Source organism: Rhodopseudomonas sp. P1 (assembly GCF_039642825.1).
Classification (GTDB): domain Bacteria; phylum Pseudomonadota; class Alphaproteobacteria; order Rhizobiales; family Xanthobacteraceae; genus Rhodopseudomonas; species Rhodopseudomonas palustris_H.
On the sequence record NZ_CP088006.1, the window covers coordinates 5,186,402 to 5,207,636 of the forward strand.

18 protein-coding genes are annotated in these 21,235 nt (G+C 66.6%); 9 read left to right on the plus strand and 9 right to left on the minus strand.

Annotated elements, in window-relative coordinates; all coding sequences use genetic code 11:
* Nucleotides 1-271 precede the first annotated feature (271 nt).
* Nucleotides 272-1,234: an IS5 family transposase gene (locus tag LRC39_RS23970; protein WP_264074900.1), complete on the minus strand. Its 963-nt coding sequence runs from the start codon at nucleotides 1,232-1,234 to the stop codon at nucleotides 272-274.
* 419 nt (nucleotides 1,235-1,653) lie between these two features.
* Here LRC39_RS23970 and pyrE point away from each other — a divergent pair, with 419 nt between their 5' ends.
* Both pyrE and LRC39_RS23980 read left to right on the plus strand, forming a co-directional pair.
* Nucleotides 1,654-2,217 (plus strand): orotate phosphoribosyltransferase, encoded by a 564-nt coding sequence (pyrE, locus tag LRC39_RS23975; RefSeq protein ID WP_013504533.1) that lies wholly within the window; start codon nucleotides 1,654-1,656, stop codon nucleotides 2,215-2,217.
* A gap of 156 nt (nucleotides 2,218-2,373) precedes the next feature.
* Entirely contained in the window at nucleotides 2,374-3,117 is a 744-nt protein-coding gene (locus LRC39_RS23980) for a DUF2865 domain-containing protein (protein WP_346297549.1), read from the plus strand.
* 202 nt (nucleotides 3,118-3,319) lie between these two features.
* Here LRC39_RS23980 and LRC39_RS23985 read toward each other — a convergent pair whose 3' ends face one another.
* Nucleotides 3,320-3,751 carry a hypothetical protein gene (locus LRC39_RS23985; RefSeq protein ID WP_107357183.1) on the minus strand — a complete coding sequence of 144 codons (432 nt, stop codon included), beginning with the start codon at nucleotides 3,749-3,751 and terminating at the stop codon, nucleotides 3,320-3,322.
* A gap of 285 nt (nucleotides 3,752-4,036) precedes the next feature.
* Here LRC39_RS23985 and LRC39_RS23990 point away from each other — a divergent pair, with 285 nt between their 5' ends.
* The 4 genes from LRC39_RS23990 (at nucleotide 4,037) to LRC39_RS24005 (ending at nucleotide 10,575) form a co-directional block, all read left to right on the plus strand.
* Complete coding sequence (locus LRC39_RS23990; RefSeq protein ID WP_164573206.1) at nucleotides 4,037-6,583, plus strand: glycogen/starch/alpha-glucan phosphorylase; 2,547 nt, start codon at nucleotides 4,037-4,039, stop codon at nucleotides 6,581-6,583.
* A gap of 280 nt (nucleotides 6,584-6,863) precedes the next feature.
* Nucleotides 6,864-7,697, plus strand: coding sequence for an acyl-CoA thioesterase (locus LRC39_RS23995; RefSeq protein ID WP_264074902.1), 834 nt, complete (start codon nucleotides 6,864-6,866; stop codon nucleotides 7,695-7,697).
* 55 nt (nucleotides 7,698-7,752) lie between these two features.
* On the plus strand, nucleotides 7,753-8,736 hold the full coding sequence (gene rocF / locus LRC39_RS24000) for an arginase (RefSeq protein ID WP_346297550.1): 984 nt from the start codon (nucleotides 7,753-7,755) through the stop codon (nucleotides 8,734-8,736).
* A gap of 219 nt (nucleotides 8,737-8,955) precedes the next feature.
* Entirely contained in the window at nucleotides 8,956-10,575 is a 1,620-nt protein-coding gene (locus LRC39_RS24005) for an ABC-F family ATP-binding cassette domain-containing protein (protein WP_346295887.1), read from the plus strand.
* Nucleotides 10,576-10,577: 2 nt separating this feature from the next.
* Here LRC39_RS24005 and LRC39_RS24010 read toward each other — a convergent pair whose 3' ends face one another.
* Together LRC39_RS24010 and LRC39_RS24015 are read right to left on the minus strand one after the other, a co-directional pair.
* On the minus strand, nucleotides 10,578-11,501 hold the full coding sequence (locus LRC39_RS24010; RefSeq protein ID WP_346295888.1) for a DUF6615 family protein: 924 nt from the start codon (nucleotides 11,499-11,501) through the stop codon (nucleotides 10,578-10,580).
* 88 nt (nucleotides 11,502-11,589) lie between these two features.
* Complete coding sequence (locus tag LRC39_RS24015) at nucleotides 11,590-12,783, minus strand: DUF2125 domain-containing protein (protein ID WP_346295889.1); 1,194 nt, start codon at nucleotides 12,781-12,783, stop codon at nucleotides 11,590-11,592.
* Between the two features lie 160 nt (nucleotides 12,784-12,943).
* Between LRC39_RS24015 and LRC39_RS24020 the strand changes: the two genes are divergently transcribed.
* A complete protein-coding gene (locus tag LRC39_RS24020; protein WP_346295890.1) occupies nucleotides 12,944-13,522 on the plus strand; it encodes a gamma-glutamylcyclotransferase in 579 nt (192 codons plus the stop codon).
* A gap of 16 nt (nucleotides 13,523-13,538) precedes the next feature.
* On the opposite strand, the gene LRC39_RS24025 is transcribed toward LRC39_RS24020, so the two are convergent.
* The 4 genes from LRC39_RS24025 to ftsE form a co-directional block, all read right to left on the minus strand.
* A complete protein-coding gene (locus LRC39_RS24025; RefSeq protein ID WP_346295891.1) occupies nucleotides 13,539-14,348 on the minus strand; it encodes a lysophospholipid acyltransferase family protein in 810 nt (269 codons plus the stop codon).
* Nucleotides 14,349-14,361: 13 nt separating this feature from the next.
* Nucleotides 14,362-15,087, minus strand: coding sequence for a YdcF family protein (locus LRC39_RS24030; RefSeq protein WP_264053671.1), 726 nt, complete (start codon nucleotides 15,085-15,087; stop codon nucleotides 14,362-14,364).
* Nucleotides 15,088-15,244: 157 nt separating this feature from the next.
* Nucleotides 15,245-16,231: a cell division protein FtsX gene (locus tag LRC39_RS24035; protein WP_199851776.1), complete on the minus strand. Its 987-nt coding sequence runs from the start codon at nucleotides 16,229-16,231 to the stop codon at nucleotides 15,245-15,247.
* A complete protein-coding gene (ftsE, locus tag LRC39_RS24040; protein WP_011160268.1) occupies nucleotides 16,224-16,883 on the minus strand; it encodes a cell division ATP-binding protein FtsE in 660 nt (219 codons plus the stop codon). The genes LRC39_RS24035 and ftsE overlap by 8 nt, the downstream gene beginning before the upstream one ends.
* Before the next feature lie 143 nt (nucleotides 16,884-17,026).
* Between ftsE and LRC39_RS24045 the strand changes: the two genes are divergently transcribed.
* Nucleotides 17,027-17,923: an MJ0042-type zinc finger domain-containing protein gene (locus LRC39_RS24045; protein ID WP_346295892.1), complete on the plus strand. Its 897-nt coding sequence runs from the start codon at nucleotides 17,027-17,029 to the stop codon at nucleotides 17,921-17,923.
* 59 nt (nucleotides 17,924-17,982) lie between these two features.
* A complete protein-coding gene (locus LRC39_RS24050) occupies nucleotides 17,983-18,360 on the plus strand; it encodes a response regulator (protein ID WP_346295893.1) in 378 nt (125 codons plus the stop codon).
* Nucleotides 18,361-18,542: 182 nt separating this feature from the next.
* On the opposite strand, the gene LRC39_RS24055 is transcribed toward LRC39_RS24050, so the two are convergent.
* Nucleotides 18,543-21,104: a TIGR02302 family protein gene (locus tag LRC39_RS24055; RefSeq protein ID WP_346295894.1), complete on the minus strand. Its 2,562-nt coding sequence runs from the start codon at nucleotides 21,102-21,104 to the stop codon at nucleotides 18,543-18,545.
* Between the last annotated feature and the right edge of the window lie 131 nt (nucleotides 21,105-21,235).

Genomic DNA, 21,235 nt, shown 5'->3' on the forward strand with positions numbered 1-21,235 from the left:
ACCAGCCGTTCGTTGGGAAACACTGATCCGCAGCGGGCACCGAGTAACCTCTCCCGCTTGCGGGAGAGGTCGGATCGCGCAGCGATCCGGGTGAGGGCACTCCTCTCCACAACACGCGAACTCACTGCTCGGAGCGCCCTCACCCCAACCCTCTCCCGCAAGCGAGACCTCTGCGAAACTTGTTGATTTGGCGAGTTGGCAGCTGGAGGGGTGATGGCGTGATGCGATTTGGCTGCGAGCGGCGGTTTCGGCCGCCGTGGCCGGAGATTGGTCAGCGGATGGCGGCTGCGGTTCGCAGGTTGTAGGCGATCGAGATTAGATCGAGGTGGAATGCGTTGGCGGTGATGCCGGCGTAGCGCATGCGGGTGAAGCCGTAGCGGCCTTTGAGTTGCGAGAAGGTCCGTTCGATCGCCTGCCTCACGCGCCCGATCAGCTTGTTGCGTACGGCCTGCCATCGCGGCAGCGTCTTCTGGTGTTTGTTGCGACGATGCTGGATGCGATCCTTGATGCCACGAGCTTTGAGGGCTTGGCGGCGCGCACGCTTCTCGTAGGCCTTGTCGGCATAGACCGCCTTCTCGTCGCCGAGGACGAGATCGTCGGCGACTTGGCTCTCATACGTCTTCGCCCCGGTCAGTTTGCGGGCCCGGATCAGCCCCGATCCCTGATCGATTGCGATGTGCGCCTTGTAGCCGAAGAACAGCTGGCGCTTGGGGCCCTGCCTTGTCCAGTTGGCTTCCGGATCGTGTGACGAGCGGCTCTCGACCTCGCGCGGGGTCGATCCCGAGGCAGGCGTCCGCCCTGAACTTTGAACCAGGGTTGCGTCGATCAAAGTCCCTGTCCTCAAGACATATCCAGCCGCTTCGAGCTGCCGGAGAACTTCCTGAAACAGGGCGTCTCCCAGGCCGGCCTGCTGCAAGGCATTGCGAAACCGGCAAAGCGTCGTCTCGTCGGGTGTCTGCGCATCCAGCGCGAACCCGCAGAAGCGCCGGAACGAAACTCGGTCGAGCAGGGCCTCTTCGAGACCGGGGTCGGACAGTCCGTACCACTGCTGCAGCAACAAGGCTTTGAACATTGTCAGCGGCTCGTAGGGCGGCCGACCGGTCTCGCCCGGCCGCACCTTCCGGATCAGGACGGCAAGACGGCCCCAATCGAGCAGGCCCGAAATGCGCTCCAGCCGCTCGTTGCGCCCAAAGCCCGCCGGCAGCAAAGCCTCAATGAAACTGTCCTGCGCCATCCCGTTCACCTCCGACTAAGCGCAAGTGAATCACATCTGGATAGAACAGTCAGGTTTTGCAGAGGTCTCGCTTGCGGGAGAGGGAGCGCGCTGTACCCGTAGCTCGTCGGGAAATACTGATCCGCAGCGGGCACTGCCCAACCTCGCCCGCTTGCGGGAGAGGTCGACGCGCGAAGCGCGGCGGGTGAGGGCACTCCTCTCCACAATACGCGGACGCACTGCTCGGGGCGCCCTCACCCCAACCCTCTCCCGCGGGCGGGAGAGGGAGCGCGCTGTGCTTGGTGGGGCGGCTGCGATCCAGAATGCCGCGCAGGTGAGGCGTCCGGCGGTTAATACCTCCACCGCGCCGCTGGCATCGGCGCGGTCTCGGGGCTAGATTGCGGCGTTTTTCGCAGAGCCAAAGCCCAGAGAGTCCGCCCGTGTCCAAATCCGCGTCCCGCGCCCGCCTTGCCGACATCATCCGCACCCGTTCGTTCGGCCGGGGGGAGATCACGCTCGCGTCGGGGCGCAAGAGCGACTTCTATTTCAACCTGAAGCCGACGATGCTCGATCCCGAGGGCGCGGCGCTGCTGGCCGAATTGACCTACGAGGCGCTGCGCGACGAGAAGGTCGACTATGTCGGCGGGCTGGAGATGGGCGCGGTGCCGCTGGCCGGCGCGATCGCGCAGCTGTCGTGGCTGAAGAACCATCCGATCGCGGCGTTCTTCGTGCGCAAGAAGCCGAAGGAGCACGGCGCGCGGCTGTCGGTCGAAGGCCTGGCGAAGGGCGAGAGCCTGGCCGGCAAACGCTGCGTCATCGTCGAGGACGTCACCACCACCGGCGGTTCGGCCATCAAGGCGGTCGAAGCCGTGAAAGAATCCGGCGCCGAGATCGTGCTGGTGCTGACCATGGTGGACCGCGAGGAAGGCGCCACCGAAGCCTTCGCCGAAGCCGGGCTGCCGTTCCGGTCGCTGTACAAGGCCAGCGAGTTCCTCAACACCTAAAGCCGCGGACGCCGCCGGAAACCCGGCGTTTACCATCCTATCCTAAAGTCGCGACCAACAGCGGGCTTGCCGCGGGTGGTTGCGTCGGTGGAGTGGCGTTTGCGTCAAGTGCTTACCAGTTCACGCCTGCGGCGCCGCGTTCTCGCTCTCGGCGCGATGCTGGCTCTGCCGCTGCTCGCCGCTCCTGAGATCGCCTCGGCGCAGAACCTGCTGGAGTTCCTGTTCGGCGGCGCCGGCCCGCAACGGCCGCAGCACGGCGCCCCGGCCCAGGCCAACTTTTTCGCCGACCCGTTCGGCCTCAATCAGCAAAACCAGCAGCCGCAACCGCAGCGCCAGGCCTCCGCCGGCGGCGGTCCGGCATTCTGCGTGCGCAGCTGCGACGGCAAGTACTTCCCGCTGCAACTCCGCGCCGGCGCCAGTCCGGCGCAGATGTGCCAGGCGTTCTGCCCGGCCGGCAATGCCAAGGTTTACTACGGCAGCCAGATCGACGGCGCCCGCTCGGCGAGCGGCGAGCGCTATGCCGACTCGCCGAATGCGTTCGCCTATCGCAAAGCGCTGAAGGCGGACTGCACCTGCAACGGCCGCGATCCGGCCGGCCTTGCGCAGATCGACCTGTCGCAGGACACCTCGCTGCGTGCCGGTGACATCGTCGCCACCGCCGATGGCCTCGCCGCCTATACGGGCGTCCGTCTCGGCGTCGAGCAGACGCCGGACTTCACCCCGGTCGCCGACTATCCGGGCCTGACTCCCAGCCTGCGCGCCCGCCTCGGCGAGATGAAGGTCGCTCCGGTCAACGAGCAGATCGCCGAACAGGCGCCCCCGGCACTCGGCCGCGACGTCTCCCTGCCGGTCGAGACTCCGAAGCCCATCCCCCACGGCCGCCGCGCCGCGGTCAATTGAGAGGTTCGCCTCCTTCCCCGTCATTCCGGGGCGCGCCGCAGGCGCGAACCCGGAATCCGGAGATTCAGGGCACCGCGGCGGCGCGGCTCGGGGAGGCTTATCGACCAAACAACCGCGAGATTCCGGGCTCGCTCACTGCGTGAGCGCCCCGGAATGACACCTGGGGCTGAAGCGCTACGCTGCCCACGCAATGCTCGGACGCCTACCTGCCGACGATCACCCCGATCACGTTCGGGGCGGCGCGGTAGGATTCTTCGAGGTGGGCGCGGGCGGCGGCGCGGTTTTCGGCGGTCAGCAGGCCGCGGGCTTCGGCCAGGATCATCCAGCAATAGCCCCACCAGTCGCTGAGCATGCCGGTGTCGTCGACCAGGTCATAGCCGTGCTCGGCGGCGAAGATCCGCGCGGTGCCCTCGTCGAGGGTGTCGAGCCAGCTCAGATCAGCAGGATCGAACATCTCGTCGACCAGATCGTCCGGGCAGTAACCCCAGATCGACACGCACACCGCGTTGAACTCGCGGTCGAGCTGATCGTCATCGACCCATTGCCGGCGGGCGAGCTGATGCAGCCGCGACAAGGAGCGGGCGAAATCGGCGATCCGGGTGAGCGCCGTCTGATCGAAGGCGATGGTGGACATCTCGTCCTCGGAAGCTTGCTGAGACCATAGATATAGACGGCGCACCGCGCCGAATCGTGATGATAACTCAAGATCTTGCAGAATGTTCTAAATTTGTTCTTATCGCATGGCGCACGAGGCGGCAACCTTGGCCCGCACCTCTGGCCCATCAGGCGTGTTCCCGCCTTGAAACCTGCACCACGCCTGCAGAGCAGGCAGCCCGAGTCGCGTGACTTTGCACAAAAGCCGGGCATCCCGCCGCAACGATGCCCTCGTCATGGGTTTCGATCCGGGACTATTGTTTGTATGGTCGTGGTCTCATCCGCTTGGAATGGTCACTTGCCCGTGCAGTCGTTACCAGAAAAAAATTCCTCCCAGTCGGCGCCTCTGGATGAGCTGGCGCTCGCGGAGATCAAGAGCGCGATCCTCGCCAAGCTGACCCTGGCGATCGGCAAGGAAGCCGCGCACGCCACCAAGCACGACTGGTACAAGGCCTCCGCCTTGGCGCTGCGCGACCGGATCGTGCACCGCTGGCTGGTGTCCGAGAAGGAGAGCTACGACGCCGGCCGCAAGCGGGTGTATTACCTGTCGCTCGAATTCCTGATCGGCCGGCTGTTCACCGACTCGCTGAACAATATGGGCCTGCTGGCGCAGTTCGACGCCGCGCTCGGCGACCTCGGCGTCGGCCTCAACGACCTGCGCAAATGCGAGCCCGACGCCGCGCTCGGCAATGGCGGCCTCGGCCGGCTCGCCGCCTGCTTCATGGAAAGCATGGCGACGCTGGAGATCCCGGCCTACGGCTACGGCATCCGCTACGACTACGGCCTGTTCCGCCAGATCATCAACCACGGCTGGCAGCAGGAATTCCCCGACGAGTGGCTGAGCTTCGGCAACCCGTGGGAATTGCAGCGGCCGGAGGTGGTCTATCAGGTCAAGTTCGGCGGCCATGTCGACCAGGTCACCGATGCCAAGGGCTACACCCGCGCGGTGTGGACGCCGGGCGAGACCGTGCAGGCGATCGCCTACGACACCCCGATCGTCGGCTGGCGCGGCGAGCACGTCAACGCGCTGCGGCTGTGGTCGGCGCGCGCGCCGGACCCGCTGCTGATCGACGTGTTCAACACCGGCGACTATCTCGGCGCCACCGCGCACGAGGCGCGCGCCGAGGCAATCTGCAAATTCCTGTATCCGAACGACGAGAGCCCGGCGGGCCGCGAGCTGCGGCTGCGCCAGGAATATTTCTTCGTCTCCGCCTCGCTGCAGGACCTGATCAAGCGGCACCTGGATTCCGACGGCCAGATCCGCAACCTCGCCAAGAAGGCCGCGATCCAGCTCAACGACACCCATCCGAGCCTCGCGGTCGCCGAGCTGATGCGGCTCCTGGTCGACGTCCACGCGCTGCGCTGGGACGACGCCTGGAACATCACGGTCGCGACGCTGAGCTACACCAACCACACCCTGCTGCCCGAAGCGCTGGAGACCTGGCCGCTCGACCTGTTCCAGCGCACGCTGCCGCGCCACCTCGAAATCATCTACCGGATCAACGAGGCGCATCTCGGCCTCGCAGAGGCGCGCAGCCCGGGCGATATCGAATTCCGCGCCTCGGTGTCGCTGATCGACGAGAAGGCCGGCCGCCGGGTGCGGATGGGCCACCTCGCCTTCATCGGCTCGCATCGTGTCAACGGCGTCTCGGCGATGCATTCCGATCTGATGAAGGAGACCGTGTTTCACGATCTCAACTTCCTCTACCCCGGCCGCATCACCAACAAGACCAACGGCATCACCTTCCGGCGCTGGCTGACGCTGGCCAATCCGGGCCTGACCGATCTGGTCCGCTCGGTGGCCGGCGACGAGGTGCTGGACGATCCGACCCGGCTGGAGCGGCTCGAAGCCTTCGCCGGCGACAGCGCATTCCAGCAGCAGTTCCGCTCCGTCAAGCATCGCAACAAGGTGGCGCTGGCGCGGCTGATCGGTGAGCGCAACAACATCCGGATCGATCCGAGTGCGTTGTTCGACGTCCAGATCAAGCGCATCCACGAATACAAGCGGCAGCTGCTCAACGTGCTCGAGACCATCGCGCTGTATCAGGCGATCAAGGACGAGCCGAACCGCGACTGGGTGCCGCGCGTCAAGATCTTCGCCGGCAAGGCCGCCGCGAGCTATCGCTACGCCAAGCTGATCATCAAGCTGATCAACGACGTCGCCGAAGTGGTGAACAACGACGCCTCGATCGGCGGCAAGCTGAAGGTGGTGTTCCTCGCCGACTACAATGTCAGCCTCGCCGAAGTGATCATTCCGGCCGCCGACCTGTCGGAGCAGATCTCGACCGCCGGCATGGAAGCCTCCGGCACCGGCAACATGAAGCTGGCGCTGAACGGCGCGCTGACGATCGGCACGCTCGACGGCGCCAATATCGAGATCCGCGATCTGGTCGGCCCGGAGAACATCGCGATCTTCGGCATGGAAGCGCTCGAAGTGGTGGCGCGCCGCGCCCAGGGCCTCGACGCCACCGACGTTATCAACCGTTCGCCGCAGCTCGCCAACGCGATCCGCGCAATCGACTCCGGCGTGTTCTCGCCCGACGACCGCGCCCGGTTCGCCTCGGTGGCGCACGCGCTGCGCCACCTCGACCACTACATGGTCAGCGCCGACTTCGACAGCTACTACGAGGCCCAGCGCGGCATCGACGCACGCTGGCGCGCCGGCTCCGCCTGGACCCGCGCCGGCATCCTCAACGTCGCCCGGATGGCGTGGTTCTCATCCGACCGCACCATCCGCGAATACGCCGAAGAGATCTGGAACGTGCCGACCAAGCCGGCAACCCAGCCCTCCCCGGCGCGGCAGGCGGGATAGTCGACGTACTGCGGAGCGAGCGCACTCCGACCCAAGCCCGTCATTCCGGGGCGCGAGCGCAGCTCGCGAACCCGGAATCCCGAGCTTGTAGCGAACGTTTTTCCAACACCCCCGAGATTCCGGGTTCGCCGCTGCGCGGCGCCCCGGAATGACGAGCGCGTGTGGCATGCGCGCCGCCGCAGCCCTGCTCTCATCACATGATGACCGACAGCCATTGCGCCCGGCTGCGCCGCGGTGCAAGCTGGCGCCACAACAAGAGCAACAACACGGGAAGCGCACCATGGACGCCAAGGTCGAGCAAACGCCGCATCCGTTCGATGCGGCGACGCGCGTGGATTTCGAAGGCGGGCGCTGGCAGGGCGCGACCAGCGACGATTACCACGCCTTCGTCGGCCAGTTCGGCGGCGCCACCGCGGCGACGCTGCTGCGCGCCCTGATGCAGCAGCCGGAGCGCGCCGGCGATCCGCTGGCCTTCACGGTGAACTTCTGCGCGCCGATCAGCGCCGGCAGCTTCGAGCTGACGCCGCGGCTGATCAAGGCGACGCGCTCGACCCAGCATTGGGGCATTGAACTCAGCCAAGGCGACGCCGGCGTCGAAGTGTTCGCCACCGCAGTGTTCGCCCAGCGCCGCGAGACCTGGACGCACCGCCCGGCCGAGATGCCGAAGACCGCCACCTACGATGAGGCTCCGGTGTATGAGCGCGGCGCCGTTGCGGCGTCGTGGATCCGTCAGTTCGAGTTTCGCTTCGTCGAGAACGAGCCGAACTTCGGCGACGGCCCGCTGCCGGAGCCGGCGAGCCCGCACACCAAGGCGTGGATCGGCCACGCCGTGCCGCGCACGCTCGATTTGCTGTCGCTGTCGGCGATTGCGGACGCGTTCTTCGCGCGGATCTTCCACGTCCGCGGCGAATTGTTGCCGATCGGCACAGTGTCGATGACGACGTATTTCCATGTCGACGCCGCCGATCTCGCCGCTGAGCCGATCACCGCCGTGCTCGGCGTTGCCGACGCCAACGTGTTTCACAAGAGCTTCTCCGACCAGACCGGCGAATTGTGGTCGCCGAGCGGGCGGCTGCTGGCGACCACGCATCAGATCACCTATTTCAAAGCCTGAGCTGACGCGGCGCTCCGGCGCGCGTCACGCGCGCATTTGAAGGGGCGTCATGGCGATGTCGCAGACCGAAGTCGCTCACAGCGAGCCGGCGCGGCGCGTCGCGCTGCTCGGCGTACCGATCGAGATCGGCGCCGGCCTGCGCGGCACGCTGATGGGACCGGCCGCGCTGCGCACCGCCGGGATCGGCCGCGTGCTCGATCAGCTCGGCTTTGCGGTCGAAGATCACGGCGACATGATGCGCCCGGCGCTCGATGGTGGCAACGATCCGGTGCCGGCCAACGCTAATTACTACAGCGAGGTGAAGAGCTGGGTCGGGGCGATCTCAGCGCGCGCCTATGAGCTGGCAAAGTCGGGCGCGGTGCCGCTGTTCATGGGCGGCGATCACAGCCTGTCGATGGGATCGGTCAACGGCGTCGCGCGCTATTGGCAGGAGCAAAATAAGCCGCTGTTCGTGCTGTGGTTCGACGCCCATGCCGACTACAACACCCCGGCAACGACGCTGACCGCCAACATGCACGGCATGTCGGCGGCGTTCCTGTGCGGCGAGCCGGGGCTCGACCATCTGCTCGGCGACGAGCCGCGGGTCTCTGTCCCGCCGAGCCGGCTCGACCTGTTCGGCATCCGCTCGATTGATCCATTGGAGAAAGAGCTGGTGCGCGCCCGCGCGATCCCGGTGGTCGACATGCGGGGAATCGACGAATTCGGCGTCGGGGTGCTGATCCGCCGCGTCATCGACCGCGTCCGTGCCGCCGGCGGCGTGCTGCATCTGTCGTTCGACGTCGACGTGCTCGATCCCTCGGTCGCGCCCGGCGTCGGCACCACCGTGCCGGGCGGCGCCACCTATCGCGAGGCGCATCTGGTGATGGAGCTGCTGCACGACTCGAGGTTGGTGCGCTCGGTCGACATCGTCGAACTCAACCCCTTCCTCGACGAACGCGGCCGCACCGCCCGCGTCGCGGTGGAGCTGATCGGCAGCCTGTTCGGCATGCAGATCACCGACCGGGTGACCCCGAGCAACGCGGTGCTGCCGGAGGGATGAGTGCCCTCCCTCGCGCTCGTCATTCCGGGGCGCTTGCGCTAGCAAGCGAACCCGGAATCTTGCAGTTGTGGAACGACAGAATCGCAGAACTCTTCGGGATTCCAGGTTCGCGCAGCTTCGCTGCGCGCCCCGGAATGACCGGCTTGGATTGGCCGTGTCTGGCGCATTGCGTCTGTTTCCGCTAAACGCGCCGCAGCATTTCTCCCCCCGCGTGAGCCCATGATCCGTCTCGACAACATCTCCAAGCAGAACGGCCACCAGATCCTCTACATCGAAGCCTCCGCGACGCTGCTGCGGGGCGAGAAGATCGGGCTGGTCGGGCCGAACGGCTCCGGCAAGACCACGCTGTTCCGGATGATCACCGGCCAGGAACAGCCGGACGAGGGCCAGGTGTCGGTCGATCGCGGCCTGACCATCGGCTATTTCAGCCAGGACGTCGGCGAGATGAGCGGCCGCAGCGCGGTCGCCGAGACCATGGAGGGCGCCGGCCCGGTCAGCGAAGTCGCGGCCGAGCTGAAGGAGCTGGAGCACGCGCTGGCCGATCCGGACCGCGCCGACGAGATGGAGCAGATCCTCGAACGCTACGGCGAGGTGCAGCACCGCTTCGAAGAACTCGACGGCTATGCGCTCGAAGGCCGCGCCCGCGAGGTGCTGGCGGGTCTCTCCTTCTCGCAGGAGATGATGGACGGCGACGTCGGCAATCTGTCGGGCGGCTGGAAGATGCGCGTGGCGCTCGCTCGCATCCTGCTGATGCGGCCCGACGTGATGCTGCTCGACGAACCGTCGAACCATCTCGACATCGAAAGCCTGATCTGGCTCGAGCAGTTCCTCAAGGGCTTCGAGGGCGCGCTGCTGATGACTTCGCACGACCGCGCCTTCATGAACCGCATCGTCAACAAGATCGTCGAGATCGATGCCGGCACGCTGACCAGCTACACCGGCGACTACGAATTCTACGAAGGCCAGCGCGCACTCGCCGACAAGCAGCAGCAGGCGCAGTTCGAGCGCCAGCAGGCGATGCTCGCCAAGGAAGTGGCGTTCATCGAGCGCTTCAAGTCGCGCGCCTCGCACGCCGCCCAGGTGCAGAGCCGGGTCAAGAAGCTGGAGAAGATCGAGAAGGTCGAGCCGCCGCGCCGCCGCCAGATCATCGCGTTCGACTTCCCGCCGGCGCCGCGCTCGGGTGAAGACGTCGCCAGCCTCAGCCATGTCCGCAAGGCTTACGGCAGTCACGTCATCTATGACGATCTCGATTTTGCGATCCGCCGCCGTGAGCGCTGGTGCGTGATGGGTATCAACGGCGCCGGCAAGTCGACGCTGCTCAAGCTGGTCGCCGGCACCACCGCGCCGGACGACGGCAGCGTCACCATCGGCGGCAGCGTCAAGATGGGTTACTTCGCCCAACACGCGATGGATCTGATCGACGGCGAACTCACCGTGTTCCAGTCGCTGGAAGAGTGGTTTCCGCAAGCCGGCCAGGGCTCATTGCGCGCGCTCGCCGGCTGCTTCGGCTTCTCCGGCGACGACGTCGAGAAGCGCTGCCGGGTGCTGTCCGGCGGCGAGAAGGCCCGGCTGGTGATGGCCAAAATGCTGTACGACCCGCCGAACTTCCTGGTGCTGGACGAGCCGACCAACCACCTCGACATCGCCACCAAGGAAATGCTGATCAAGGCGCTCGCCGACTTCGAAGGCACCATGCTGTTCGTGTCGCACGACCGCCACTTCCTGGCCGCGCTGTCGAACCGCGTGCTGGAGCTGACGCCGGAGGGCGTGCACAAATACGGCGGCGGCTACACCGAATACGTCGCCCGCACCGGCCATGAAGCGCCGGGGCTGCATTAGCCCTAGCCTCTTTGCCGGCTTATCTCGTCCGCAGCCGCGAACTCCGGACTGCCCCGTAATATTTCTGTAGTGAAAATGACTCTAGGGCGGTGAAGGACCTTCCTATCTTCTTTTGTACTAACTCCCTCGACCCCACGCCGAATATCTTCTGGCAATCCTTCGGCCGGTTCGATTTGAGGCATGGAACGTGAAGCGCCGAATCGGTTTGCCTGCCTTCTCATCCGCCCGGCCACCAAGTCGGGATGAAAAGCCGCACCCAGCGTGGGTAGTCGAAAATCCTGTGTCCCCAACATGAAATTCGTCGCTGAGGGGGCTTTTGGGTCGGACGCTCCCAGCACCTGAACTGGCCAACAAAGCAGTTCTGCCAATGGCATGAAATTGTCTCGCCAAGAATCAACTCTCTTCGCTGACCTTTTACAGCCGCCCTGCACAATTGGCGCAACCAGACGAGCAAAAACTACATTGACCCCCTCGATCGCTGGCCGATTATTCTGGGCTGCAACCAGCGCGCTGGCCGGATGATAGAACATGTAGAGCGGGAGTGTAGCTGCTCCGACCGCAGAACTAGCCGCATAGGACATCAGCACTTGAGCCTGATTGCCCGGCGGAACGCCGTGATCAAGGTGATGGTAGTACCAATAGCCGCCATTACTGCGACAGTATTGCGCCCGTTTTGCTTGAATAATTAATCGAAGATACCGTCCGCCCCCGATCTCCTTCGGGGCGACATAAATCCACTCCATGTCGCCACCGGTAGTGGGCTCATCCGGCAAATCAACCCTCACTCCAAATTTCTCTAAGGCAGTCAGACTTGCTATCAATAGGTCCGTCACAGACTCTTCGCGAAAATTACGCTTGAGATTTCGATCGCGCTCCAAAAAGTCGGCAACGCGAGGAGGAAATGCGTAGGCTAACTCACAAAGCATCTGATAATCCACTCTAGACAAGAAATATTCAAACTAACTCCAAAAGCAGGGCTGTCGATACTCTTTCAGCCTATCAACCGAGAGCGCCTCAAAACAAAGGCTTGGTCTGCCCTACCTTCAGCGGGCCGAGCATCACGGCGCCTTCGACGAAGCGCAGCGGGAAGGCGCGGGCGGGACGGCCTTCCAGCGTGGTCTCTTGGCCGAGCGCGTCGATGCCGGCGACGGCCGCAACATTCGCATTTTTGCGCACCACCTGGCCGAGGCCCGGAATGGCGCGGTCGAGCGCGCCGAGCACGTTGTTGACGTCCTTGGCGCGGACGCCGGGCGCCAGCCGGTCGAGCGTCGATTGCGAAACGCCCTGCTCCAGCATCTTGTCGATGCCGAGCTTGGGGATCACCTGGTCGAGCCCGGTCGCCACCATCTGCAATTCGCCGTCGACATAGCCCTGCGCGGTCAGCCCGAGCGAACCGGTCGCGACCGCCACCATGTCACCCTGCTGGATCCGCGCCTGCTCGAACTGAATGCGGTCGCCGGCAGCCTGGATCTCGCGGAAGCGCTGCGGCCATGGCTTCGGGCGGAAATCCTTCAGGCCGCTGATCAACAGACGCAGATGCGCATCGAACGGATCGGCGAGCAGCGGATGCAGGTCCTGCACCGAGGTGCCGTCGAGGCTGAGATCGACTTCGAGCTGGCGGGGCTCGGCGCCGGTGGCCTCACGCTGCCGGCCGTGCAGCTCGGCATGGCGGGCGCGCGCCAGCGGCACGCGGGTGTCGCCGCGGAAACCGTCGAGCGCCGGCTCGTCGAACACCAGGGCGACGCGCTCCGGCGTGCCCGGCAGTCCGGCCACGCTGCTGCGCGCGGTCTTCCAGTTCAGCTCCATCGACACCGGCTGACCGCGGTCGGCGAAGCTCGCCGGGCCCTTGAACTCGGCGATCAGCAGGCTCGGCTGATACAGCGACGACACCACCAGGATCTCGCCGAGCTTGGCGGTCACCGGGGTCTGGGTCGCGGCCTGCTGCGCGGTCTGCGAGGTCAGCGCGACGCTGGCGTTCTCGCAGCGAACTTCCAGCCGGAACGGAAAGCCCGCAACCGAGCGCTGGCCGCAATCATAGCTGCGGCCGGCCGCCGCCTCGCGCGCGCGCCACTGGTCGACGATGCGGTCGACCTGGCTTGCCGAGAACAGCCAGAATGCGCTCCAGGCGAGCGCCGCCAGCACCACCACGCCGGGGAGCAACAGCACCGGCCACAACGGGCGGCGGGAGGAAATTGGGAAATCTGCCATCGCGCCTACTTAAGGGGAGAAGCCCGAAAAGGGAATCCGCGACCGGCTGCCGCACGCCATGCCGCGAACGCGGCCGACCCGCGCGGCAAACCGCTCACGCTTCATGGCCCGATGGGGTAAGGACTGAATTTGTCATTTGCACGATAGCCCGCCTGCACGCATGTCCGCCAAAACGCTCACTGAATCCGAACTGTCCGAGGGCGACCTCTGGGTGTTCGGCTATGGCTCGCTGATGTGGAATCCCGGCTTCGACTTCGTCGAGCGGGTGCCGGCGCGGCTGATCGGCGAGCACCGGGCGCTGTGCGTGTATTCGTTCGTCCACCGCGGCACGCCGGAACAGCCCGGCCTGGTGCTCGGGCTCGACCGCGGTGGCGCCTGCCGCGGCATCGCGTTCCGCGTCGCCGACGCGCACCGGATGGTGACGGTGGCTTATTTGCGTGAGCGCGAGCAGGTCACCAGCGTGTATCGCGAGGTCAAGCGCTCGGTGTGGCTGGAGGACGACGCCCGGCGCCGGATCAGCGCGCTCACTTACGTGGTCGACCGCGGCCACGCGCAATATGCCGGCCGGCTTTCTTACGCCGAGCAGCTTCGCCATGTCCGCCAGGGCCACGGCCGCTCCGGCCCGAACCGCGATTACGTGATCGCCACCGTGAAGGCACTGGAAACCCAGGGCTGCCGCGACGTGCCGCTGCACCAACTCGCCGAAGCGCTGCGCGACGAAGCACCGACGCCCCGCTGACGCGCCAGCAAACGGATCAGCCGACCTGTTCGCTCTCCGGCTTCGGCGCCGGCTCCGCCTGCTGCGGTTGGGCGCTGGGGACGCGGCCGAACAGCTGTGCCTGCTCTAGGCGCGCTTCGGCGACCAGGCGGTTGGTGGCGGTTTCGACCACGTCGCTGAGCTGCCTGAGGAACTCGCGGCGATCGAGGCCGGCCGGAAGCGGATCGAGGAATTCGACCACGATCGTGCCCGGGTAGCGCATGAACTGGCGCCGCGGCCAGAACAGCCCGGCGTTCAGTGCCACCGGCAGGCACGGCACGCCGCAATCGACATAGATCTGGCCGACGCCGCTCTTGTAGTTCGGCGGCGCGTCGACCGGCCGGCGGGTGCCTTCCGGAAAGATGATCAGCTGCCTGCCGCGGCGCACTTCCTCGCGGGCGCGGCGCGCCATCTCCACCAGGGTCTTGACGCCGGCGGCGCGGTTGATCGCGATCATGCCGCCGCGCAGCAGAAGCTGGCCGAACACCGGAAGCCAGGTCAGTTCGCGCTTGAGGATGTACAGCGGCTCGTCGAAGAACTGCAGCAGCGCGAAGGTTTCCCACATCGACTGATGCTTCGGCGCGACGATCAGCGGCCCTTGCGGGATCTTCTCGAGGCCGCGGAATTCGACCTTGGTGCCGCAGATCAGGCGCATCAGCCAGATGCTGTTCTGGCCCCACATCTTGGCGACCTTCACCACCGCGCGGCCGGAGAACAGCGCCGCCACGGTCGCGGCCAACACCCAGCCCACCAGCACGACGTAGAACAGCACGTTGAAGATCAACGAACGCAGGAAGATCACGAACATCGGAACGGTCCGATCAGTTGGCGGCAGCGGTCGCCGGCTTGCGGGCGCCGGTCGGTTCGGCCTGATCGGCCGGTTCGGGCATCACCTCGATGCCGAGCTTGGACAGGCGCACCCGCAGCTCGACCGCGAGGTATTTGGCGTATTCCGATAGCAAGAGCCGCAGCGTTCCGCCACTGGTCCACCACGGCTCGTCGCGCCACTTGTCGCCGATCACCGCGAACGGAATCAATTCGACGTCCGGCATGGCGTGGGACATTTCGGCAATCGCCCGCGGCATATGGTAATTCGACGTCACCACGATCAGCGAGCGGAAGCCGCGTTCCTGCACCCAGCGCCGGGTTTCGGAGGCATTGCTGCGGGTGTCGACCGCCGAGCGGTCGAGATCGACGCAGCAAGTGAACCAGTCGCGGCTCTCCGGCACCGAACGCGAGATGTCGCGGGCGCCGTTGGTGCGGTGGACGCCAGAGATCAACAGCCGCTTGCCGTAGCCGGCCGCCAGCAATTCGACCGCGTCCGACACCCGCGACGAGCCGCCGGTCAACACCACGATGCCGTCGGCATTGCGCCGCGGCTGCTGCTCGGCGCCATGCAGCTGCGCCAGAAACGCCACGAACCCGCCGGCACCAATCACGAAGCCGAGCGCCAGCACCGCCACGATGGTGGCGCGCAGCCGCCCGCCGCGTCCGGCCGGACGGCCGGGCGACGAAGACAGCTCACTGCGATCGGACGACGACGACATGGGACGTGCGATAGACCTCGTTTCACGAGCCTTGTGCACCGCTGGCGGCGGTTGCGGAAGCTGCCCGGACTCTAATGCGATTTCGGGCGAAAGGGAGTCCGCCGGATGGTCGAACGGCCGGAGCGGTGCGGCGGTAGCGCGCGGATCAATCTCCGGCTCATTCGATCGAGTTCAGCGTGCTGAACAGCGTACGGCGTGAGGCCAAGGCGGTGATGCCGGCGATCAGCACCGCCATGCCGGCCAGCGCCAGATAGCCGGTGGGGCGCAGCGAGAAGGTGCCGAGCAGCGCCGCGAACTGGTCGCCGACCGGCGTGCCGGAAAACCACGTCGCCACCGATTCCGAAAAGCCGAACACGAAAATCGCTGCGCCGCCGCCGATCAGTCCGCCCTGCAGGCCGAGCAGCAGGAAGTGGCGGAAGAAGCGGTTGGCGATGTAGCTGTCGCTGGCGCCGACGAAGTGCAGCACTTCGACGATCGGCCGGTTGGCCGCCATCGCGCCGCGGGTGGCGAACGACACCGAGATGATGGTGGCGACGATGACAAGGCCGAGCACGCCGATACCGGCGAACACCGTGGCGCCGGTCATCGACCGCATTCGCTCGATCCAGGCACGATGGTCGTCGACCGTCGCGCTGGGCGCGGCCTCGGTGACGCGGCGGCGCAATTCGGCCAGATCGAGCCCGCTGCCCGGAGCGGCGCGCGCCACGATCACCCGCGGCACCGGCAGTTCGTCGAGCGACAGTCCGGTGCCGAGCCACGGCTCCAGCAGCTTGGCGGACTCGTCCTTGGTGAAGATCCGCACCTCGACCACGCCGGGCTGGCTGCGCACAACGTCGGCGACGCGGTCGGCATCGCGGTCGAGATCGCGGCCGCGCAGCGAGCGCACCTGCACGGTCAGCTCGCTCGACACTTCGGACTGCCACTCCGCCGCCGAAGCGCTGATCAGCATCACCACGCCGGTGGTCATCGAGGCCAGGAACGTCATGATCGCCACCACGGCGACCAGCGCACGGCCGGAGATCGAGGCGCGCGGCACGATCGGCGACGCATTGCGCGCCTTCGGCGGCACCTGCGGGCGTTCATGCCCGAGGTCCACCATGACGTCGCGTTCGTCGGCTCTGCGCAACGGCCCCTGCCTATTCATAAACGTGCAGCCGGCCCTGGTGCAGCACCAGGCGGCGCGCTTCGTACTGGTCCATCAGATTGATGTCATGGGTCGCGATCACCACCGCGGTCCCGGTCTTGTTCAATTCCACGAACAGCCGCAGCAGCCGGCGTCCCAGCGTCGGATCGACATTGCCGGTCGGCTCGTCGGCGAGCAGCAGATGCGGCCGGCCGATCACCGCCCGGGCAATCGCGGCCCGCTGCTTCTCGCCGCCCGACAGCACCGGCGGCAGCGCGTCCATGCGGTCGCCGAGCCCGACCCACTTCAACAGGTCGATGACCTCCTTGCGATAGCTCGACTCGTCGCGCCCGGTGACCCGAAACGGCAGCGCCACGTTCTCATAGGTGGTCATGTGGTCGAGCAGGCGGAAGTCCTGCAGCACGATGCCGATGCGCTGGCGCAGCGCCGCGACCTCGTCTTTGCCGAGCAGCGACACGTCGTTGCCGAACAGATTGACCAAGCCGCGGGTCGGCCGCAGCGACAGGAACAGCAGCCTGAGCAGCGAGGTCTTGCCCGCGCCGGACGGTCCGGTCAGGAACTGAAACGAGTGCGCCGGAATTGCAAAATTGAGGTCGCGGAGGATCTCCGGACCAAGCCCATAGCGCAGGCCGACATTTTCGAAGCGGACCACGTTCAGCTCCGATTTCGATCGGCGCGGGGAGAAAGGGCACGCCACGCCATCTGCCCGTGCCGCCGTTGTGAGGCGGTTATGGTTTCCGATTCGTTAACGGACGGCCGGTACGATCGGACGAACCTTATAGCCAGCGATTCGCCATGCATATCGTCTGCCCGCATTGTACGACATCCTATGCGATCGATCCGGCCAAACTGGGAGATGCCGGCCGGACGGTGCGTTGTTCCCGGTGCAAGGAAGTCTGGCTGGCGCGGCCCGAAGACGTGCAGAGCGACGTCCGTGTCGCCGCCATGACGGTCGAAGAACAGCAGCCGGCCACCGACGACCTCGCCAACGATCCCGGATGGGGCGTGACCGAGGACGAGCAGGACACCCCGGTCGTCGAGAGCCCACCGATTACCGCCGACCTGCCGGGTCAAGGCGACCAGGATCCGTTCACGCGCGCGCTGGCCCACGAGCCTGCGCCGGGCGACGAAGAAGAGCCGCTGCCGCCACGGCGCAAGCGCAAACCGTCGTTCGGAAGCAAGCGCAAGCCGCGCAGCATGAAGGAGCGGCTGGCGGAATTCCGCAAGGAGCCGCTGAAAGCCGCCAAGGGTCTCTTTACCGCGCCGCTCGCGATCGCGGTGTTCGGTTCGGTGGCGCTCGGTCTGTTGATCTGGCGCGCCGACATCGTCCGGCTGATGCCGCAGACGGCGGCGTTCTATCGGCTGATCGGCTTCGAGGTGAACCTGCGCGGGCTGGCGATCAAGGACGTGCGGATCAGCCGCGAGACCGTGGAATCCAAACCCGTGCTGGTGATCCAGGGCGTGATCATCGGCCAAGCCAAGAAGCCCGTCGACGTGCCGCGGCTGCGGTTCTCGGTGCGTGACGCCAAGGGCACCGAGATCTACGCCTGGAACGCGGTTCTCGAACAACAGGCGCTGCGGCCGGGCGAGATCGCCTGGTTCAGAACGCGCCTCGCCTCGCCGCCGGCGGAGGCGCGCGCGATCGACGTGCGCTTCTTCAACCGGCGCGACATTGCGGCCGGCGGGGCTTGAAATCATGATCAGTGTGGTTGCGCGCGGCCCGGTGCCGGCCGCGACGAGGGAATAACACGATGGCGCGCATCCTGATCGCCGACGACGAAGAGTCGATGCGCCTGCTGGTCGCCCGTGCGATCGGCATGGACGGCCACGAGACCGTCACGGCCGAAGACGGCAGCGAAGCGCTGGAAATTCTCACCAGCCAGAACGGCAAGTTCGACCTGCTGCTGACCGATATCAAGATGCCGATCATGGACGGCATCGCGCTGGCGCTCGCCGCGGCGCGCGACTTCCCCGAGCTGACGATCCTGCTGATGACCGGCTTCGCCGATCAGCGCGAACGCGCCTTCGGCCTCGACGCCATCGTGCACGACGTCGTCACCAAGCCGTTCTCGGTGGCCGACATCCGCACCGCAGTTGCGGATGCGCTGACGGCGAAGAAGAGAAACTAATCACCAACGCCATCCCCGCTTCGCAGCGCGCCCCCTCTCCCGCTTGCGGGAGAGGGCTGGGGTGAGGGCGACGCAGGCAGTGAGTTTCCTATTTGGGGGCCGCCCGGCGCTCCAACTTCTGGATTCCGGGTTCGCTCGCTGCGCGAGCGCCCCGGAATGACGTGGCAGGCAAAGAAGCCGACTTAGTAATCCTTCAGCAGCCGCTCGATGTAGTCGAGTTCGATCTGCGGGCGGCCGGAGTCGCCGAGGCGGCGGCGGAGTTCTTCGAGGATGCGGCGGACGCGCTGGACGTCGATTTCGCCGGGGATCTTCACGGTGAGATCATCACCAAGATCGCGGCCGCGCAGCGGGCGGCCGAGCGGATCGGTTTGATTGGCGCCGCTCTGCTGGCGGCCGGGGCGGTTGCCCTGGCCATCGCCCTGACCGTCGCCGTCGCCCTGCTGCATCGCTTCGGCGAGCTTCTGCGCACCCTGGCGCAGCGCTTCCAGGGCGCGGCCCTGTGAGTCCACCGCGCCGTCGGCATTGCCGTCGCCGAGCCGGCCTTCGGCATCGCCCATCGCGGAGTCGGCCTGGTCGAGACCGCCCTCGCCTTGCTGGCCCTGCTGCCCTTGCTGACCCTGCTCGCCCTTGTCACCGCGCGGGCTCTGCCCGAGGCCGCGCTTGGCGAGCTCCTGCTGCAGCTTGCGCAGCCGGTCGTGCAGGTTCTGCTGATCCTGCTGCAGGTCGCCGAGGTTCTGCTCGCCGTCCTGGCCGCGCATCCGGTCGCGGCGCTGATCCTGGCCTTGCTTGTAGGTCTTGTCGCGGAGCTGCTGTTGTTTGCGGATCATGTCGCCGAGCTCGTTGAGCGCCTGCTCCATGTCGCCGCTGTCGCCGCCCTGGCCGGGCTGCGCCATCTGCAGGTTCTCCAGCATCTGGGCGAGCTGATCGAGCAATTGCTTGGCGGCTTCCTTGTCGCCGGAGCGCGACAGCCGCTCCATCCGCTGGAGCATGTTCTCGAGATCCTGCTGCCGCATCACCTTGGTGTTGGGATCAAGCGGGCGGGCGAGCTGCTGCGGATTATTGCGAAGCTGCTGGGCAAGCTGGCGCATATAGGCGTCGAGCGCGGCGCGCAGCTTATCGGTGAGCTGCTTGATCTCGTCGTCGGGCGCACCGCGCTCCAGCGCGTCTTTGAGCGCGTCCTGTGCGGCACGCAGCGCCTTCTCGGCATCCGACGCATCGCCGTCTTCGATCAACACCGCCAGCGACCACAGATTGCTCACCACCTCGCGCAACGCATCGTCGGTGCGGGCGCGTTCGAGCTGATCCGCAATGGTGTAAAGCCCGAGATACTGGCCGGCATCCGGCGTGAACACTTCCGGCGCGATCAGCAGCGCATCGAGCGCGGCGTACACTTGGCTATTGGCATTGGCGTCGAGCGCCAGGATGCGGCGCTGTTCGATCAGCGCGCGCGCCAGCGGCTTGGTGAACAGCCGCTCCGGCAGCCGCATCGCGAACGGCTCGCTGTGGCCCTGATTGCCGGCCTCGTCCTTGGCGGTGAGGGTCAGCGTGACTTCGGCGCCCGCATAGGGATCTTCGCTGAAGTCCTTGACGGTCTGACCGACGCCGGCGCGGGTGCGGGCATTGGGCAGCACCAGCTTGAACTGCGGCGCTTCGAACAGCGGCCGCGGCGCATCCGCGGACTTCGTGCCCGGAGCCTTGGCCGGCGGGGCGGCGGCGAACTGCGCCTCGGCCTCGGTCACTCCGTAATCGTCTTCGAGCTTGTAGGACAGCTGCAGCGAACCGCGCGCCTGGCGCTGCGGCTCCTTGGCAAGCGCAATCGCCGGCGCCTTGTCCGGGGTTGCGGTGAAGCTCCACGGCGCTTCGCTCGACGGCGCTCGGACCCGCGCGGTGCCGTCGCCGGTGATACGGAAATGCCGTTCGCTGGTGCCCTTGGGGGCTTCGCTGTCCGGCTTGACCTCGACCACGCCGCCGCCGACCGCGATGTCGAGATCACCGCCGCTGGAGCGCACCAGCAGAGTCGAGCCGACCGGCACCGGCAGCGGGCCGCTGCCCGGGGTGCCGAGGTCCTTATTGGAGGCGGCGGTGAGAATGATCGGCGGCTTGTTGGTATAGACCGGCGGCGTCACCCAGGCATCGACCCGGACGGTCGACGGCGACATCGCGCCCTTCCAGTCGAACGCCGCCATCACCCGCGGGGTGCGCTCCTCGCCGGCGGCGAAGAAGGTCGCGACCAGCAGGATCACCACCAGGGCGCGGAGCCCCCAGGGATCGTGGATCGGCAGCCGCGGCGACGGCAGGCCGGGCTTGAGGCCGCGGATCGTCGCCAGGGTGCGGTCGCGCTGCGCCTGCCACAGCGCGCGGGCCACCGGATCGCCGGACGCCAGCGTGTCGCCGAGCGCCGTGGCCGGGCGGTGCTTCAGGCCGGTATTACGGTCGAGCCGCGCCAGCGCCTCGTCGCGGCTCGGCCAACGGAACCTGATGGCGGGGATCAGCGCGCCGAGCGCGAGGGCGGCGAGCAACACCAAGCCGGCGATGCGCGCCGAGAACGGCAGCACCAGCCACAACCCGGCCCAGGACAGCGCCAGGAACAGGCCCACGACGCTCATCAGCCGCGCCAGATGCGGCCACGCGCGCTCCCAGGCAATCGCCAGCGTGGCCCGCCCGATCGCCTTGTCCAGATGCAGCCGCGCGACCGCCTCTTCATCGTGCGGGGCCTGCGACGGATCGGGAATGCTGCCGCTCAACCATCTCTCCGGGTTGCTGCTCACACGAGCGTAGCACAACGGCGGCAATGAGGCACCGCCCTGCGCCACCACTGCGCGCATCACACCGCGACACGAACGCGTGACGCCACAGCCGGTGCCCCGTAGTGTTC

Coding starts and splice junctions, on each gene's coding strand:
- LRC39_RS23970 (WP_264074900.1), bottom strand. CDS start 1,234: ATGGCGCAGGACAGTTTCATTGAGGCTTTGCTGCCGGCGGGCTTTGGG.
- LRC39_RS23980 (WP_346297549.1), top strand. CDS start 2,374: ATGCTGGCTCTGCCGCTGCTCGCCGCTCCTGAGATCGCCTCGGCGCAG.
- LRC39_RS23985 (WP_107357183.1), bottom strand. CDS start 3,751: ATGTCCACCATCGCCTTCGATCAGACGGCGCTCACCCGGATCGCCGAT.
- LRC39_RS23990 (WP_164573206.1), top strand. CDS start 4,037: ATGGTCGTGGTCTCATCCGCTTGGAATGGTCACTTGCCCGTGCAGTCG.
- LRC39_RS23995 (WP_264074902.1), top strand. CDS start 6,864: ATGGACGCCAAGGTCGAGCAAACGCCGCATCCGTTCGATGCGGCGACG.
- rocF (WP_346297550.1), top strand. CDS start 7,753: ATGTCGCAGACCGAAGTCGCTCACAGCGAGCCGGCGCGGCGCGTCGCG.
- LRC39_RS24005 (WP_346295887.1), top strand. CDS start 8,956: ATGATCCGTCTCGACAACATCTCCAAGCAGAACGGCCACCAGATCCTC.
- LRC39_RS24010 (WP_346295888.1), bottom strand. CDS start 11,501: ATGCTTTGTGAGTTAGCCTACGCATTTCCTCCTCGCGTTGCCGACTTT.
- LRC39_RS24015 (WP_346295889.1), bottom strand. CDS start 12,783: ATGGCAGATTTCCCAATTTCCTCCCGCCGCCCGTTGTGGCCGGTGCTG.
- LRC39_RS24020 (WP_346295890.1), top strand. CDS start 12,944: ATGTCCGCCAAAACGCTCACTGAATCCGAACTGTCCGAGGGCGACCTC.
- LRC39_RS24025 (WP_346295891.1), bottom strand. CDS start 14,348: ATGTTCGTGATCTTCCTGCGTTCGTTGATCTTCAACGTGCTGTTCTAC.
- LRC39_RS24030 (WP_264053671.1), bottom strand. CDS start 15,087: ATGTCGTCGTCGTCCGATCGCAGTGAGCTGTCTTCGTCGCCCGGCCGT.
- LRC39_RS24035 (WP_199851776.1), bottom strand. CDS start 16,231: ATGAATAGGCAGGGGCCGTTGCGCAGAGCCGACGAACGCGACGTCATG.
- LRC39_RS24045 (WP_346295892.1), top strand. CDS start 17,027: ATGCATATCGTCTGCCCGCATTGTACGACATCCTATGCGATCGATCCG.
- LRC39_RS24050 (WP_346295893.1), top strand. CDS start 17,983: ATGGCGCGCATCCTGATCGCCGACGACGAAGAGTCGATGCGCCTGCTG.